General features: G+C 64.9%; 15 protein-coding genes. 8 read left to right on the top strand and 7 right to left on the bottom strand.

The genetic code is table 11. From position 1 onward, the window contains the following. Positions 1-236: 236 nt before the first annotated feature. From NI2_RS05365 to NI2_RS05355, 3 genes are read left to right on the top strand one after another with little or no spacing between them, the layout of a single operon-like run. Positions 237-614: a hypothetical protein gene (locus tag NI2_RS05365; protein WP_067486628.1), complete on the top strand. Its 378-nt coding sequence runs from the start codon at positions 237-239 to the stop codon at positions 612-614. Positions 615-649: 35 nt separating this feature from the next. Beyond that, positions 650-1,342 carry a response regulator transcription factor gene (locus tag NI2_RS05360; RefSeq protein WP_067486625.1) on the top strand — a complete coding sequence of 231 codons (693 nt, stop codon included), beginning with the start codon at positions 650-652 and terminating at the stop codon, positions 1,340-1,342. Next, positions 1,339-2,640 carry a sensor histidine kinase gene (locus NI2_RS05355; RefSeq protein ID WP_067486622.1) on the top strand — a complete coding sequence of 434 codons (1,302 nt, stop codon included), beginning with the start codon at positions 1,339-1,341 and terminating at the stop codon, positions 2,638-2,640. Before NI2_RS05360 ends, NI2_RS05355 begins: the two co-directional genes overlap by 4 nt. A gap of 1 nt (position 2,641) precedes the next feature. Here NI2_RS05355 and lepA read toward each other — a convergent pair whose 3' ends face one another. From lepA to NI2_RS05340, 4 genes are all read right to left on the bottom strand, one after another. Further along, on the bottom strand, positions 2,642-4,501 hold the full coding sequence (gene lepA, locus NI2_RS05350) for a translation elongation factor 4 (RefSeq protein WP_067486619.1): 1,860 nt from the start codon (positions 4,499-4,501) through the stop codon (positions 2,642-2,644). Positions 4,502-4,536: 35 nt separating this feature from the next. Continuing rightward, on the bottom strand, positions 4,537-5,754 hold the full coding sequence (locus NI2_RS05345; protein ID WP_067486616.1) for a tyrosine-type recombinase/integrase: 1,218 nt from the start codon (positions 5,752-5,754) through the stop codon (positions 4,537-4,539). 206 nt (positions 5,755-5,960) lie between these two features. Next, positions 5,961-6,164 carry a helix-turn-helix domain-containing protein gene (locus NI2_RS32800; protein WP_084475938.1) on the bottom strand — a complete coding sequence of 68 codons (204 nt, stop codon included), beginning with the start codon at positions 6,162-6,164 and terminating at the stop codon, positions 5,961-5,963. A gap of 665 nt (positions 6,165-6,829) precedes the next feature. Then, a complete protein-coding gene (locus NI2_RS05340; RefSeq protein WP_062986479.1) occupies positions 6,830-7,066 on the bottom strand; it encodes a helix-turn-helix transcriptional regulator in 237 nt (78 codons plus the stop codon). Between the two features lie 331 nt (positions 7,067-7,397). Between NI2_RS05340 and NI2_RS05335 the strand changes: the two genes are divergently transcribed. Next, complete coding sequence (locus tag NI2_RS05335) at positions 7,398-8,069, top strand: helix-turn-helix domain-containing protein (RefSeq protein ID WP_166655772.1); 672 nt, start codon at positions 7,398-7,400, stop codon at positions 8,067-8,069. An 8-nt stretch (positions 8,070-8,077) separates the two neighbouring features. After that, positions 8,078-8,470, top strand: coding sequence for a hypothetical protein (locus NI2_RS05330; RefSeq protein WP_067486612.1), 393 nt, complete (start codon positions 8,078-8,080; stop codon positions 8,468-8,470). 17 nt (positions 8,471-8,487) lie between these two features. Here NI2_RS05330 and NI2_RS05325 read toward each other — a convergent pair whose 3' ends face one another. The 3 genes from NI2_RS05325 to NI2_RS34360 are packed head-to-tail and all read right to left on the bottom strand — an operon-like array spanning position 8,488 to position 11,368. Then, a complete protein-coding gene (locus NI2_RS05325) occupies positions 8,488-9,846 on the bottom strand; it encodes a cytochrome P450 (protein ID WP_084475936.1) in 1,359 nt (452 codons plus the stop codon). Positions 9,847-9,848: 2 nt separating this feature from the next. Beyond that, positions 9,849-11,009 carry a DUF6545 domain-containing protein gene (locus NI2_RS05320; protein ID WP_067486606.1) on the bottom strand — a complete coding sequence of 387 codons (1,161 nt, stop codon included), beginning with the start codon at positions 11,007-11,009 and terminating at the stop codon, positions 9,849-9,851. Then, positions 11,006-11,368, bottom strand: coding sequence for an ImmA/IrrE family metallo-endopeptidase (locus NI2_RS34360; protein WP_166655771.1), 363 nt, complete (start codon positions 11,366-11,368; stop codon positions 11,006-11,008). The genes NI2_RS05320 and NI2_RS34360 overlap by 4 nt, the downstream gene beginning before the upstream one ends. A gap of 857 nt (positions 11,369-12,225) precedes the next feature. Here NI2_RS34360 and NI2_RS33565 point away from each other — a divergent pair. From NI2_RS33565 to NI2_RS05305, 3 genes are all read left to right on the top strand, one after another. Then, entirely contained in the window at positions 12,226-12,396 is a 171-nt protein-coding gene (locus NI2_RS33565) for a hypothetical protein (RefSeq protein ID WP_157104649.1), read from the top strand. 83 nt (positions 12,397-12,479) lie between these two features. Then, positions 12,480-13,799 (top strand): hypothetical protein, encoded by a 1,320-nt coding sequence (locus NI2_RS05310; RefSeq protein WP_133734033.1) that lies wholly within the window; start codon positions 12,480-12,482, stop codon positions 13,797-13,799. Beyond that, on the top strand, positions 13,796-15,097 hold the full coding sequence (locus NI2_RS05305) for a cutinase family protein (protein ID WP_067486598.1): 1,302 nt from the start codon (positions 13,796-13,798) through the stop codon (positions 15,095-15,097). The genes NI2_RS05310 and NI2_RS05305 overlap by 4 nt, the downstream gene beginning before the upstream one ends. The last annotated feature ends 139 nt before the right edge of the window (positions 15,098-15,236 follow it).

Here is a 15,236-nt window from a genome sequence, read left to right as displayed (position 1 = left end):
ACGAGGCGAAGTGAAGATCATCCAACACTAATTGCCCGGATCTGTACTGTCATTTCCACCAGGACGACCGGTCCCACCTTATGGCGAGCAACGCCTTTCGGCGAGCCGTCGGAATCAGGGGGACGCAGATCCCAAGAGAACTCTAACGATCGCTCAACGAAGCGTGAAGATCGCCTGCCTAGCGTCGGTTTCGCCGACCGAGACGAGTCGGCGACCACACAGCCAGGAGACCGATCATGACCACTTCCTCCCTGCGCCGCCGCATCGGCGTCGTCACCGCGACCGTCGGCGGCGTGGCGCTGCTCACCGCGACCCTCAGCGGCGCCGCGCTCGCCCAGCCCGGCGCACCCGACCACGGCGAACACGTCCGGATCATCTGCACAGCCCCCGGCGGCGACCTGCCCGTGCCGCCGGAACCGCCGCTCGAACCGCGCATCGACCTCGAGCGTTTCCCCGCACACCCCGGCCACGACCACACGATCCATATCGGCCCTGGCGCGCCCGGCGAGCTGCCCGAGGGCGTCGAGTGTGTGCGGATCGCGCCGGGCGGGGAGCGGACCGTCATCGAGCTGCCCGACGGCGCGCGCCCCGCGCGTCCGGCTCTCCCGCGCTGACCTGCTGTGACGATCGATCGCACTAGGGTGAGCAGATGACCGGACAGCAGATCTTGGTCGTCGACGACGAGATCCGCGTGCTCGCGTCACTGCGGCGCGGGCTGGAACTGTCGGGGTTCGAAGTGCTCACCGCGAGCGACGGCGCCGCTGCCCTCACCCTGGTGCGCTCGGCCGCACCCGACGCGATGGTGCTCGATGTGAACATGCCCGAGCTCGACGGCGTGGGCGTGGTCACGGCGTTGCGGGCGATGGGCAACGACATCCCCATCTGCGTGCTCAGCGCCCGCAGCGCGGTGACCGACCGCATCGCCGCCCTGGAAAAGGGTGCCGACGACTACCTCACCAAGCCCTTCGACCTCGGCGAACTCGTGGCCCGGCTGCGGGCGTTGTTGCGGCGCAGGCCGGTCACCGGCGGGTCCAACGGCGAGACGATCCGTGTCGGTGCGGTGGCGATCGACCTGGCCGGGCACCGGGTGCACGCGGCCGGACGACCGGTCGACCTGACCAAACGCGAGTTCGAACTGCTGGGGATGCTGGCCCGCAATGTGGGCATCGTGCTTGGTCGTGAACAGATCCTGTCCACCGTGTGGGGCTACGACTTCAGCACCGACACGAATGTGGTTGATGTGTTCGTGTCGTATCTACGCCGGAAATTGGAGGCCGACGGGGTGGAGCGAGTGGTGCACACCGTGCGCGGGGTCGGGTTCGTCATGCGGGAGCAGCCGTGAGAACGCGCTCGTGGTCGTTGCGTACCCGAGTCGCGGTGGTGTCGGCGGTGGTCGCCGCGGTCGTCGCGGTGACGCTCGGGCTCACCTACGCGGCACTGCTCAAGGCCGCGGGCGACCGTCAGCTCGACGAGACCGTTTCGACGATGCGGGTCATCGTCGCCCACCCCGCCCATAGAATCCCTTCCGCACCACCGATTCCGCCCGAGCCTGCGACTCCCTTCGAAACGTCACCCGCGCCCGCACCGGACGAGGTCACACCAGACGGCTCGGCCGGTCCGCTGCCCGACGGCCGACCGCTCACTCGTCCCGCGCCGCCGGATGTCGGGCTGGCGCTCGTGCAGGGCGCGCCCGGGATGGTCGTGCGGCTCAACCCCGATCGCGACCTGATCGATGCCGCCATCACCCGCAGCCAGCTGATCGGGCTCGGCATCGGCGTGGGTGGAGTGCTCGTCGCGGCCGGATTGGGTTGGGTGCTGGCCGGTTTCGCGGCCCGGCCGCTGCGCAGGCTCGCCTCGGCCACACACGAGATCGATACCCTCGACCGCCTGCCGCCGCTGCCGGGACGCGGAGTCAGGGAGGCCGAGGAACTGTCCGACGCCATCAACCGCATGCTCGAACGCCTGGAAACCGCCCACGGACAAACCAATCAGGCCCTGGCGAGCGCCCGCGATTTCGCCGCCGTCTGCGCGCACGAACTGCGCACCCCGCTCACCGCCATGCGCACCGACCTGCAGGTGCTCGCCGGTACCGAACTACCCGCCGAGCAGCGCGGCACCGTCCTGGCCGACGTGCTCGAGGCCGAGCGCCAGATCGAGCACACCCTCACCGATCTCGAGCGCCTGGCCGTCGGCGAACTCACCGACCGCGCCGCGTTCGAACCGTTCGAGCTGTGCGAAACCCTCGACCGCGCGGTGCAGAACGCGCGCCGCGCCCACCCCGGCACCGAGATCACGCTCACCGCCTGCGATCCGGTCCCGATGACCGGGCTGCCCGGCGGAATCATGCTGATCGTGACGAACGCCGTCGCCAACGCGGTACACCACGGGCAGGCGAGCGTGGTGCGGGTCCGGGCGGAGCCTGGCTCGATCACCATCGACGACAACGGCACCGGCATCCCGGAACACCTGGGCGCCAACGCTTTCGACCGCTTCGTCAAACGTCCCGGTTCACCCGGATCGGGACTCGGACTGGCGCTGGTTCGTCAGCAGGCAGAATTACACGGCGGTACAGCCGAATTGAGCCGCAGCCCGCTCGGCGGCACACGCCTCACCGTGCGTGTGCCCACCGAACCCGGCTGAGTTACTTGCCCTTCGGCTTGTCCGAGGCCGCGTCCGAGGACAGCGCGGCCACGAAGGCCTCCTGCGGCACGTCGACCCGCCCGATGGTCTTCATACGCTTCTTGCCTTCCTTCTGCTTCTCGAGCAGCTTGCGCTTACGGCTGATGTCACCGCCGTAGCACTTGGCGAGCACGTCCTTGCGGATGGCGCGGATGTTCTCGCGCGCGATGATCTTCGAGCCGATCGCCGCCTGGATGGGCACCTCGAACTGCTGACGCGGGATGAGTTCGCGCAGCTTGGTCGTCATCTTGTTGCCATACGGCTGGGCCGCGTCCTTGTGCACGATGGCGCTGAACGCGTCGACGGCCTCGCCCTGCAACAGGATGTCGACCTTCACCAGTGCGGCTTCCTGCTCGCCCGCCTCCTCGTAATCGAGGCTGGCGTAGCCGCGCGTGCGCGACTTCAGCGAATCGAAGAAGTCGAAGATGATCTCGGCCATCGGCAGCGTGTACCGCATCTCGACGCGGGTCTCGGACAGGTAGTCCATGCCGAGCAGCTCGCCGCGCCGCGACTGGCACAGCTCCATGATCGAACCGATGAACTCGCTCGGCGCGATCACGGTGCACTTGGTGACCGGCTCGAACGCCTGGCGCACCTTGCCCTCCGGCCAGAACGAGGGATTGGTGACGATGTGTTCCTTGCCGTCTTCCATGACCACGCGGTAGATCACGTTGGGCGCGGTGGAGATGAGATCGAGGCCGAACTCGCGCTCGAGGCGTTCGCGGGTGATCTCCATGTGCAGCAGACCGAGGAAGCCGCAGCGGAAGCCGAAACCGAGCGCCACCGAGGTTTCCGGCACGTAGGTGAGCGCGGCGTCGTTGAGCTGGAGCTTGTCCAGGGCGTCGCGCAGGTTCGGGTAGTCCGAACCGTCCACCGGGTAGAGGCCGGAGTAGACCATCGGCTGGGGTTCGCGGTACCCGGTGAGGGCCTGTGTCGCGCCGTCGCGGGCGCTGGTGATGGTGTCACCGACCTTGGACTGACGAACGTCCTTCACGCCGGTGATGAGGTAGCCCACCTCACCGACGCCCAGGCCCTGGGTGGGCTTGGGTTCGGGCGAGACGATGCCGATCTCGAGCAGTTCGTGGGTCGCGCCGGTCGACATCATCTTGATCTTCTGACGCGGGGTCAGCTTGCCGTCGACCACGCGGATGTAGGTGACCACGCCGCGGTAGGTGTCGTAGACGGAGTCGAAGATCATGGCGCGGGCGGGCGCGTCGGCGTCGCCGACCGGCGGCGGGACCAACCGGACCGCCTCGTCGAGCAGCGCGGGCACACCGACGCCGGTCTTGCCGGACACGCGGAGCACGTCGTCGGGTTCACAGCCGACGATGTGGGCGATCTCGGCGGCGTAGCGATCCGGGTCGGCGGCGGGCAGGTCGATCTTGTTCAGGACCGGGATGATGGTGAGGTCCTTGTCCATCGCCAGGTAGAGATTGGCGAGGGTCTGCGCCTCGATCCCCTGCGCGGCGTCGACCAGCAGGATCGCACCCTCACAGGCCTCCAGCGCGCGCGACACCTCGTAGGTGAAGTCGACGTGGCCCGGGGTGTCGATCAGGTGCAGCACGTAGTCGGTGCCGTCGACCTGCCACGGCAGCCGGACGTTCTGCGCCTTGATGGTGATCCCGCGCTCGCGCTCGATGTCCATCCGGTCCAGGTACTGGGCGCGCATCGCCCGCTCCTCGACCACACCGGTCAGCTGCAACATCCGATCGGCCAGGGTCGACTTGCCGTGGTCGATGTGGGCGATGATGCAGAAGTTCCGGATCCGGGACGGATCGGTGAACGTCGTGTCGACAAAGCTAGGCACGGGTCTCCTGGTCACAAGTGGGATTCGGCGTTGTCCATGATCCCACGAGGCTAGGCAGCCTCTGCCCGCAGGTCCGATGCCATCCCATTCTCATCCCATCGCTTCGCAGTAATGTCCTGGAGCGCTTCGTCCATGTCTTCCCTCAGAGCATCTTCCTGGCCGGGCCACAGGTGGACGTAAACCTTCCAGGTCATATTCGGAGAGGAGTGTCCTAGGAGTTCGCTGACCGTCTTTACATCACGGCCCTTGAAGATTAGCCGCGACGCGAAATAGTGGCGCAGGTCGTGCCATGACCAGCCCGTCCCGAGCCCTGCTTTGTCACACGCTCGACGGAAGTTGCCACCGAGCAAGGTGGCATACCAGCGACCACCTCGCGGCGCGGCGAAGATCAATTCGCCGGGACCACGGCTGTGGGCATCGTCGGCGAGGTAGGCGGCGAGGGTTTCCACAGCCGACTTGGACAGCGGGATGGTGCGGCGCGACGACTTTGTCTTGGGCGTGATCGGTTCCTTTTTGGGGCTGCGTGCAGCCTGCTGGACCACGTTGAGCTCTCGCCGCACGAAGTTCACGTCCTGGACGCGGAGGCCAGCGACTTCGCTGACCCGCAGGCCAGTCAGCGCGCTCAGCAGGATCATGATGGAGACGGTCTCGGAGGCGTGTTCCCGAACGCGACTGATGAGCTGTGGCGTGAGGAGCTCTGTAGCAGTCGGGCCTTTCAGCCCCTCTTCGTAGTCATCCCCGTCGAGCCTGAACTTCCTGGCCGCATTCTTGACAATCAGCTCATCGTCCACTGCGATTTGCAGAAGAGTCGTCAGATGCTGGAGGTACAACGAGGCAGTCGAGAGCTGGACCGACTTTCCCTTACACCATGGTCGCCCGGTGAGGAGTAAGTCAGTCCAGTCACGGATATCACTGCGTTGAATCTGCGCCAGGCCGAGCTTTGCGAGAGGCCCCAGGTTGTTGATGAACTGCTGCCGAGCCTTAAACGTTCCATCCTTACGGGCACGGTCTCGCCATTTCTCGGCATACGACTTAATATTCTGCTTGCCGAGGTCGGGATTAACATACTCACCGTCACGAAGCTTCGCCTCGATCTTGCTCTTGAAGTACTCGGCCGTGTCCGGAATATCAAAACGACCACGCTTGTCGAAGGTTTTCGAGTCAGGTATCCCGTTCTGATCCTCCCAACGAACGATGTACCGCTTTACCTTCTTCTTTGGGCCACCCCGCGGGCCCATCATGATTTCACGGACCTGGATACTTGCCATCTCCACGCTCTCTGGATCGAATTATCTTCCGCGCCTCCCCTGGACCGAGGCGCAGCAAACTATTGATTGCCAACCGAACATCCGTCTACCGAGAAAAATTAGCCGACAGATAGCTGAACCTCGCCCTGCGTACGCGCTCCGACCCCCCGTAGACCTATCGTCGTAGGGGGGTCGGAGTTTCCGGTCTCAACCGAGAACGAGTTTCCTTATGCAGCTCGCCGAGTGCGGCTGGTTTTTAGGAGATCCTGCTCCCACTCTTCGATGTCACTCAGCCGATATCGCCTGTACCGGCCGACCTTTATGTAGCGAGGACCTTTTCCGGCTGATGCCCATACGGATATCGTCTTCACTGGGACCTGAAACCGCCGGGAAAGATCTTCGGTGGTGAGCCACACCTCATCGGCGGTCATAAAACCGCTTCCTTCGCGATTCGATTCGCACACACATCGCCGTCACGCCACCTGGCGGACGCCGTCGTCGGATCAGCGGCCATGACTATTGATCGACCGGATGCGATAGCTGCACGAAGGGCCGTCTTCCCCGGTCCGATTCCGACAAGAACGGCAGGCTGGCCTACCGCGATCCGGTTGACGTCAAGCTCATAAATCGGCGGCAGTGAGGTGATGTCGTACTTACCGAGGTTCAAGCCTGGCGAGAATTGGAAACCTAGCGCTCCGCGATACGACCGCCGGAGGGTTTCGAGGTACCGGTTTTCTACGTGCGATGGCTCGCCAGGATCTCCCCGGTGGACAAGCTCATCAGGGTTGAGTGCCTGAATCATGCACACTGCCGCAAACAGGACATCCGGGTGATGGCGGGGCAGCTCGAACGTCGGCACGACGAGGACGAGTCTGCTTATGGCGGTGCCGGGCGGTCTCAACCTTCGCCGACTGGGATCGAAGATCGAAACGTTGTTGTCGGAGTGAGTTTTCATTTCATACCTGAACTGTGTGGATGATGGCAACGATTGCGCGGGAGATCCCGAGTAGCGCTTGTGCGCCACTTGCAAGAACGCGTCAGCGAGGCTCCTGCGTCGATCGGGCAAGCCTCCGCCGATGCCTCAGCTTGGAAGCGATCAGGCGACGTGACGACGGACATTGGCCTGGGCGATTTGCCGTCGAAGTTTCGCTTCGGCCCGTAGTCGGTCCTCCCACGCGATGATGTCGGCCAGGGCATAGCGGCGGATACGTCCCGGCTTGATGAAGTCGGGACCGGTGCCGGTGTAGGCCCAGTTGTCCAGCGTGCAGACCTCGACCTTGAGCCGTAACGCGACTTCCTTGCTCGTCAGCCAGATGTCGTTGGTGTTGTCCATTGCCTGTTTCCTTAGTTGAAGCGGTAGCCGGGTGACGCCTGTGAGCTAGCTCGGTACTGAGCAGGCTCCACTACACGGGCGTCACATCAGGGCCTGACATGTAGCTACCTGTCGCTGCAGCGTCATAGTACGCATTTTGGTGCGCAGTTTCAACCAGTTAAGTACACACTATCGGCACTACAGCTATGTAGTTAACTTTTCCCGCGCCTGTATATGACGTAGATAACTACGGATATCCCGACTAGGAAGTACCGACTCAGGTCATGTAGTGTCGACAGCAATGTGGGTACAGCAGCCCGTTCTGCCAGCCCTTCTACACAGAGTCGAGGCGATGACTACACGACACCCCGAGTACCTAGGCCAGGTAGTGCAGGCGCGGCGTGAAGAGCTGGGCTTGTCCAAGCAGGCGGTTCATGCGGCCGTCGGGCTGAACCCAAGGACGATCGACAAGATCGAAAGCGGCCAGGCCGGGCGAATCCGCAACGACACATTGCCCAGGCTGGACACGGTGCTGCAATGGAAGGACGGCTCCGCATCGGACGCCTTCACCAAGCACCTCCCCCCAAGAGTCACCGCTGTCGCTGATGCGGCCCAGCCGACGTCAAAGGTGCTCTACGTTCCGATCCCGGCCAACTTGTTCCAGGACACCGTGGCGATGGCGCAGAGGGTGACCGAAGCCGCGGGTGATGATGAACGTCTCGCACCGCTGGTCGAAGGCATGAACACTATCGCTGACCGCATACTGAGGGCGTGGACTATCGCCGATATCGAGCATCAGCGCTTCGACGGGACACTGAGCGCGGCCACCATCGAAATGCTGTTGGGCCACTATCTGCGCCGCGCGCCGCAGGCACCCACCGCCGACGATCACACGGAGTTGTTGTATCTGCGCTGGCTACTGGAGCGGCTGCCGGAATCGGAGTCCGAGCGCGCCGAGGAGTTCGCGCAGCGGTGGTCACAGATGCAGCAGACACTTTCGGCAACCCGACGGATCAACCGGTGAGGACTCCCATGGCACTGCCGTTAGCTCGGAAGATCGACCGCATGATCGCCTATTCGCACCGATGGGACGAACCGGCGATGAACAACGAGCAGATCGCCGCCGCGCTGACCGAGGCGCTGGGGCGCACGGTGGCTCCCTGCGAAATCGCGGCTCTGCGCACCGGTGCGGTCCTGGAGGTCACGCGCGAGGTCGCGGACGCGCTGTGTGCACTATGCGGTGTCACCGATGTGGCCTACCTGCTGCCGGTCGGCGACGAGGATGTGGATATCGATTTGCGGCTACAGCTGTGGACCCTGGCGCGTGATCGCGGGGTGCAGCACGTTGCGGCACGAGCATTGACACGGGACAAGCTCAGGGAGCTGATCGCCGATCTGCGAGCACTTCCTGCCCGCACGCGGTAATTCAGCCCCTGCGCTGGTCATTCGATGCGGCGGAACCCGACTTTCAGGTTCGCCGGGCGTAGCGTCAGATTCTCCTCGACATCGAGTTCGCCGTGTGCGGTGAGTTCGTAATCGCGCACCAACGAGGCGATCAGCAGTTTCGCTTCGTGTAGCGCGAACGCCTGGCCGATGCACGCGCGCGGGCCGGTGCCGAACGGTCGATATGCCCAGGGTTTCGGCCGGAATCCACCTAGCCAGCGATCGGGGCGGAACTCGTTCGCGTCGCTCCCCCACACGGCCGGATCGCGGTGCACCGCCAACAGCAGCACGAACACCCATTCGCCCGCGGCGATGGGGTATCCGCCGAGCGTGGTGTCTTGGCGCGCTTCGCGGAAGAATCCCGGCGCGATGGGCCACAGCCGTAGCGCTTCGGCGATCACCGCATCGGTGACCTCGAGCTTGGCGACGTCCTCGTAGGCGATGCGGCCGTTGGTGGTCAGCGCGGTGGCCTCAGCGCGTACCCGCGCGGCCAGCTCCGGATCATTGGCCAGGAAGTGCGTCACGAAGGCCAATAGGTTGCCCGTGGTCTCGTGCCCGGCGACAAAAAGCGTCAGCACCTGCTCGACGAGGTTGTCATCGGGCAGCGCCGGCCCGTCGACGGGGTACATCATGCGATCGAGCAGATCCGGGTACCGCTGGCCGGACTGTCGCCGCGCTTCGATCACCTCGGACACCACGCCCTTCATGAACGCGACATCCCGGTCGTTCTGGCGGGCGCGCTTGCCGCCGGTCAGCTTGCCCACCAACGGGATTGCCGATTCCTGGGCGTAGGCGAAGACCCGCGTCAGTGCGTCGGCGAACGGGTTGCGACCGTTCTCGCGGTCGGCGAACGCGCCGACTGAGTAGCCGAACCCAGCCAGCCCGATCGCCTCCAGCGCGGCATCGCCCATCATCGCGGCAGTGTCATCGACGGTGCAGCCCTGCCCGAGCCACTGCGCGGTCTGCTCCGCCACATGCACGAAGGCATCGTGGTAATCAGCGAGCGCGGCGGGCACGAAGCCCTGAATCAGCGCCTCGTGTCCGCGTTTCCACTCCATCGAATCATTCGAAGCGGTGAAAAGACCGTTCCCGGCGATGGCGCGTAGCTTCTCGTATGGGCGGGCGAAATGGCGCTGCCATGACTTCTCGTCGATGACCTCGCGCATGAGGTCCGACGACCCGGCGAAGGTCAGATGGATTCCGCCGACGAACGTGCGCCGATACAGCGGCCCCAGCTGGCTGAACTGCCACAGCGTCTTCTGGTTAGGGCGTTTGCGATCCATACCCAGCACGTCACCCAGGATCGGCACCCGCTTTGGCGGATGCGGAATGCTTTGCGCCGCAGTAGTTTTCGTCATGGTCATACGGTTACCTCTCTGGGATGCAGTTCTGTGGCCTGGTCAGGGCCGGGACGGGTCCTGCTCCATTGGCGGGCGATCTTGAGTACGAACGCTTCGTTTCCCACCCACTCCGGCGCGGTCGCGTCCTGGTAGTGGTGCCCCTCTTCGCCCGCGTCCAGGGCGGCGCGCAGCGCCTCGCACACCTGGGACGGGTCCGGACGCGGGCCCAGACCGGCGAGGTAGGGGGCGGCCGAGATCATCGTGTCTTCGATCTCGATGCGCATGCGGTGTTCGGTCACCTGGGGCAGCGTTTTGCGCGCTTTGACGTGCAGACGCATTTCTGGGCGAGCATCCATCATGTCCGCCCACATCGGCTCGAGCACCGCGATACTGCGCGAGGCGGGGTCTCGGCGCAGCCGGATCGCCAGGGATGTGGTGATCGAGGGCAAAGCCAGCAGCATCAGCAACGCGACCGGGGCCAGGAACAACAGATCATTGGTCCCCGCCCGGTCGACGGTGAGGTCGTCCCGTACCCCTGCGGTGATCAACCAACCGGTAAGGATTCGAGTCCAGGCGTCGATCTGGGAGACGACGATACAGACGATGAGGACACCCGCGAACGCCGCGCGTGCGAGGCTCTGGCGCCAATGCCACACCAAACTCACGGCGGTGACCAAAATCATCAGCTCGGCGAGCGCGGTGGGCAGCGAATAGGTCATCAGGTAGACGCCGGGCCGCCAGCCCGAAAGCTCCTCGACCGCGATATTGGCCGTGCGCGCAGGGGCCGAGATCCACGCCAGCGCGACGACGAGCACCGCGACCCCGACCCAGATCACCACTATGGTGCTGTCGCGCACGGGTTTTCGCGCGTGCCACAACAATCCGATCCACACGAGAGCGCCAGCAGCACACAATGCAGCCGCGTGGGTGGCCAGGCGGATGTCAGCGAGTGCGATCCAGCGTGTCAGCACCGATTGAACGGCCCGGTCCCGCAGCAGCGCGGTAAACCAGAACGACACCGCCAGCGTCGCCAATGCCCAGTCCAAGCTCAGCCGGTCGATGAGCGCCGTCATGCGGGCCACAACTACGACTGCGATCCAGACCAGCAGCGCCATCGCGACCGGTTCGGACAGTGACGACGTGGCTTCGGCGACGAGAAGGGGGCTCGGGTTGGGACTCATCGCCACATCAGTTCGATTACAGATGCCGCGCGGTGGCGCGCGCCGCTGATGTCATCGGGCCGCCCGCGGCTCATCCCTGCAAGATGGGTTCCCAGCCATTCGGCTTCGCGCTCCGCAGTGGAATCGAAGTGGCTCCGGTGCATGATCTCGCGGACTCGTTGCGGGTCCAGGCCCTCGGCCAGCGACGAGTCGGTCACCTCGAATTGGTCGTCACCTCTGTGTTCGAGCAGAACGTGACCGACCTCGTGCATGATTTCCTGCCGCTGCCCGCGAGGTGATCTCGCGGGGTCGTACTTGACGACAAGCTCCTGCTGCGTGACCCAAAGGGCGCCGCATCGCGACACCGACGGCACATGCACCCGCCATGGGTCCAAGACGATCCGCTTGCCGAGACGCCCGGACAGCCACCTCGCGAACTCCCCGACCGTCCAAGGTGGCGTTAGAGGGATTCCGTCCAAGATGCTCTGTAACCGGCTCTCATCCACCGCAGTCCCGACCTCCAGGTTCTGTACACGATCTCCATCTGTGCACCCAGCAGCGCACGCTTGTAGAAGCGACCGTTCCACTAATAGCTCCCCAGCATAATAGCTGGTACATAGCCGACGCGCCCTGGCGATGTTTACCGCATAAGCCCGGCCATATAGCAAGTCGACGAGCTGATGCAACCGCGGCACCGCAGTGATGACCTGGCAATGTCCGCCAGAGATCCGCGACGACAACCAGTGAATCAGCGTGCGAGATATCACATGGTTCGCCAGGTTTCGATCCCACATAGCGAGAGCCACTGGCCGCCCCCTGGGCTGATTTCGGTTTCGACAACCCCGATGCGTGATCTATCTCACTCAATCCAACGTGATCGAGCCTGATCGAAGTTGGTCGTAGTAGCCCGTGCCGAATAGTTGCCATTACTTCGATTTACCCCTCTGAACTGCACATTGCCCGTTTGCCAAAGGCCATTTACCTTCATTTCGCGGCCGGAAATCGGTCGTTGAACTGCAAGTGAGGGAGAAGTGCCGATGTGGGAGCGACCTAGTCGACAGGCTGCCGACCAGGCAGACGCCCGCGTCCTTCCGCGCGGCGCAACCAGCCGTCGGCGATAGCAATTTCGCGCGGTCACCGGATGAGCCGCAGCCCCAATTAAGCGCACATCCAGACCTGGAATCGCCATGCCCACTTGCCTTTTGAATGGAGCATCAACATGTCCACAATCCCGACAATGACCGTGCACGTGGAATTCCCCGGCGGCGCACGATTTTTCTACGATTTGCCCGCCGTTGAGGTCGAGGAGTTCGTGACTGCGGCACGCCGAGTCGGTGCGTCCGCGAGCATCGTGGGCAAATCGTCCCCGCGCGTCCTGTCGAGCGTGCCCGGGCGGGCCGCCGCATGACCGCGAACAATGTCGAACCCGATGCCAATCGCACTGCACCGATCTGGGATTGCCCCGTCGCGCACGGGGGGAGGAACGCCCGGATGACGGGACTGCTCGGACCGGGCACCGGCCTTGTGCGGGTCGCGATGACCTCGGCGGTAGCAGCGGCGATTGTCCTGGCCGCGAACTCGGCGTTGGCCCAAGCCGCGCCGACGCAGCAGCCCGGCCTTGCTGGTCCTGCAACAACGCAACCGGGTTTCGAGACCCGACCGACCGCTCCGGTCCGTCCTCCTACCGAGCAGTCCCCGTTGGGCAGAGCAATTCCCACGCCCGCGCTACCGACCGATCCGAGTCAGTATCGCGACCCGCGACCGTCCACCGATCAGGGAACTGGCCCTGCGCTACCTCAGCAGCAGTCGAGCCCGCAGCGACTACACCTGCCCGCGCCAGAACCGGACCTGCCGGTCGCGGTGGAGCCCGCGCCGATCCCAGTCGAGCCGCCGAAGGTGATCACTCCCCCTGCCCCGGAGAAACTCGGGCTCGGTGATCTGACCATCGACCGCCCGGATTGGGTGCCCGCCGATGTGGCGTGGAAGGTCAACGGCCACGTGGCCCTCGCCCAGCGCGACACCAACGCAGCCCTTCAATCGGCGGGGATCAGCGCCTCCCGCGCCGACGTCATGTCAACCACGATGGTCCTGGGCGGTGCGAGCGGACTCGGCATCGGCGCAATCACTCTGGGAGTTCCCGCTGCGGCGATCGGAGCAGTCGGCGGCGGTCTCGTCGGAGCTGCGATCGGCGGTGCGGCCGGTGCTGCGGCAGGCACGCTGGTCCCGGTGCCCATCGTCGGCATCGTCCCCTCCGCAGTGGCGGGAACCGTGCTGGGCGCGGCGACCGGCGCAGCGGTCGGCGCTGCGGTTCTCGGCGTCCCCGCCGCAGTTGCCGGTGGTGCGGCTGGCTGGGCAGTTGGCGCTCTGGTCGGCGGAGTGGCGACGGCGGGCGACGGCTCAGATTTCGTCGCTCCGCCGGAAGAAGTCCCCGGTCCCGGTGCGCCCGACCTGTCGCTGCACGATCAGCTGCACGCGGGCGCCGATACCGCACGATCCGCGACCGAGTCGGCGGTGGACTGGGTCCAGGCCCAACCCGGCGGGGTCGAGGCTGTCCACACGGTCGCCTCCGCGCTCGAGAGCAGCGTACAGGCGTGGCAGAACGAGCCGATGGCCGCGCCGGTCGATGCCGCGTTCGCGGAGGTGACCTCTGACGGCCTCTCCGCTGCCCGTTCGACGCCGGGAACCTCGGGCATCGTCGACGCGGTCACCTCGACGATCGGCGAGCAGGCTCCGTTCGAGTCCGACCAGCTCGGTCCGCTGACCGAGACCGCCAACGGTGCGCTCACCGCTGTGCAGGGACTGGTGCGATGATGTCGGCCGCGAGGATCGGGCGGCGATCCGCGTGCACCGTGGCGCTGGCGGTGGTGCTGACATCGGCTGCCTCGGTGCCCGCATGGGCTGATCCCGAACCGGCGCCGACGGCGACCGACTGCTCGGATGTGATCACGTTGGCGGTCCCCGGCACCTGGGAGACCAGTGCCGACGCCGACCGTAAGGTCGTACCGGGCATGCTCGGCCAGATCACCGGGCCGCTCCTGGCGGCCTTGAATTCCACACCGCCTGCTGCGGCGGAGACGGTGCCGAAGCAGGCGGCCGGGTCCTCGTCGACCCGGAGCACCCCGACGAGCGCACCGAGGCCCAACGCGACGTCCGTGCGCGCCGAACAGGTGCCGTACGTGGCGCAGGTGGGTGGTCCGATCGCTGGTATCGCGACGGGAAATCCGTTGACACTCAGTCAGTCTCGCGCCAACGGCAAGTCAGCGCTCGAGGCGCGGGCCACGGAGTTGGCGCAAGCGTGCCCATTGTCGAAGTTCGTCATTCTGGGCTACAGCCAGGGTGCGCTGATCGCGGGCGACTTCCTGTCCGAGGTCGGCAACCGCCGGGGCGTGGTCGACCCCTCGCGCATCCTGGCCGGCGGGTTGCTGTCGGACCCGAAACGTTCGGCGTCGACTGCTTCTTCCGCTTCCGATGGTGCTCCGTCGACGACCTCGGTCAATACGAAGTCGTCGACGGTGGCCGAAACGTTGGTCGGTGCCGACCCGGGCGGTGAGGGTGTCCTCGGTCAGCGCGACGGCGGGATGGGCGTTCTCGCAGAGCGGGTGACCACGATGTGCGCGCCCAACGACACGATTTGCTCGCTCTCGGGTAAGTCCAAGGTCGTCGCCGCGGTGGTACCGCTGCTCAACATCACGCCCGAGGATCTGCCGAACTATGCAATCGGCCGCGGCATGGAGCTGGTCAAGAACGTCGCCGAGGCCGACCCACAGGTCGTCGCGAAGGCCGCCAGTTCTGTGATCACCGAGCTGACGAAACTCGGAGTGGTCGCGGCGACTTCACCGTACTCGCTGCCGCTGACACTGGCGGAGATGGTGTTTTCCTCGACGATGCTCGATGACGTCGCCGAGGTTGTCAATATGCCCGAGTTCGATGCGCTGGTCAGCCTGACCAAACCCGACGAACTCGTTCAGCAAGCATCACAGGCCGTGTCCTATCTCCTACTGGATGCGCACCGGTCCTATGCGAGCAATTACACGGTCAATGACAGTGGTGACACCGCCGCGCAATGGATCGTGAAATGGCTGACCGCGAAGATCCAGGCCGGTCTCTGATTCTGTGACCTCCTTTCTGCTTACGCCCGGCGTCAGCGCGCCGGGCGTAAGTGAAAGAACGTAGCGACCGCAATTCTCTCGGCGCCTGATGCCGAACAAATACCACTTTACCGTATTCCCAGTGAATACGGCCTTTCAC

The organism is Nocardia ignorata NBRC 108230 (assembly GCF_001612905.1).
GTDB classification, from domain to species: Bacteria; Actinomycetota; Actinomycetes; order Mycobacteriales; family Mycobacteriaceae; genus Nocardia; species Nocardia ignorata.
The sequence above is the reverse complement of the archived record's forward strand: the minus strand, read 5'-3'. Positions and strand labels throughout refer to the sequence as shown.

Coding starts and splice junctions, on each gene's coding strand:
- NI2_RS05335 (WP_166655772.1), top strand. CDS start 7,398: ATGACTACACGACACCCCGAGTACCTAGGCCAGGTAGTGCAGGCGCGG.
- NI2_RS05320 (WP_067486606.1), bottom strand. CDS start 11,009: ATGAGTCCCAACCCGAGCCCCCTTCTCGTCGCCGAAGCCACGTCGTCA.
- NI2_RS05360 (WP_067486625.1), top strand. CDS start 650: ATGACCGGACAGCAGATCTTGGTCGTCGACGACGAGATCCGCGTGCTC.
- NI2_RS33565 (WP_157104649.1), top strand. CDS start 12,226: ATGACCGTGCACGTGGAATTCCCCGGCGGCGCACGATTTTTCTACGAT.
- NI2_RS05310 (WP_133734033.1), top strand. CDS start 12,480: ATGACGGGACTGCTCGGACCGGGCACCGGCCTTGTGCGGGTCGCGATG.
- NI2_RS05330 (WP_067486612.1), top strand. CDS start 8,078: ATGGCACTGCCGTTAGCTCGGAAGATCGACCGCATGATCGCCTATTCG.
- NI2_RS32800 (WP_084475938.1), bottom strand. CDS start 6,164: ATGACCGCCGATGAGGTGTGGCTCACCACCGAAGATCTTTCCCGGCGG.
- NI2_RS05345 (WP_067486616.1), bottom strand. CDS start 5,754: ATGGCAAGTATCCAGGTCCGTGAAATCATGATGGGCCCGCGGGGTGGC.
- NI2_RS05340 (WP_062986479.1), bottom strand. CDS start 7,066: ATGGACAACACCAACGACATCTGGCTGACGAGCAAGGAAGTCGCGTTA.
- NI2_RS05365 (WP_067486628.1), top strand. CDS start 237: ATGACCACTTCCTCCCTGCGCCGCCGCATCGGCGTCGTCACCGCGACC.
- NI2_RS05325 (WP_084475936.1), bottom strand. CDS start 9,846: ATGACGAAAACTACTGCGGCGCAAAGCATTCCGCATCCGCCAAAGCGG.
- NI2_RS05305 (WP_067486598.1), top strand. CDS start 13,796: ATGATGTCGGCCGCGAGGATCGGGCGGCGATCCGCGTGCACCGTGGCG.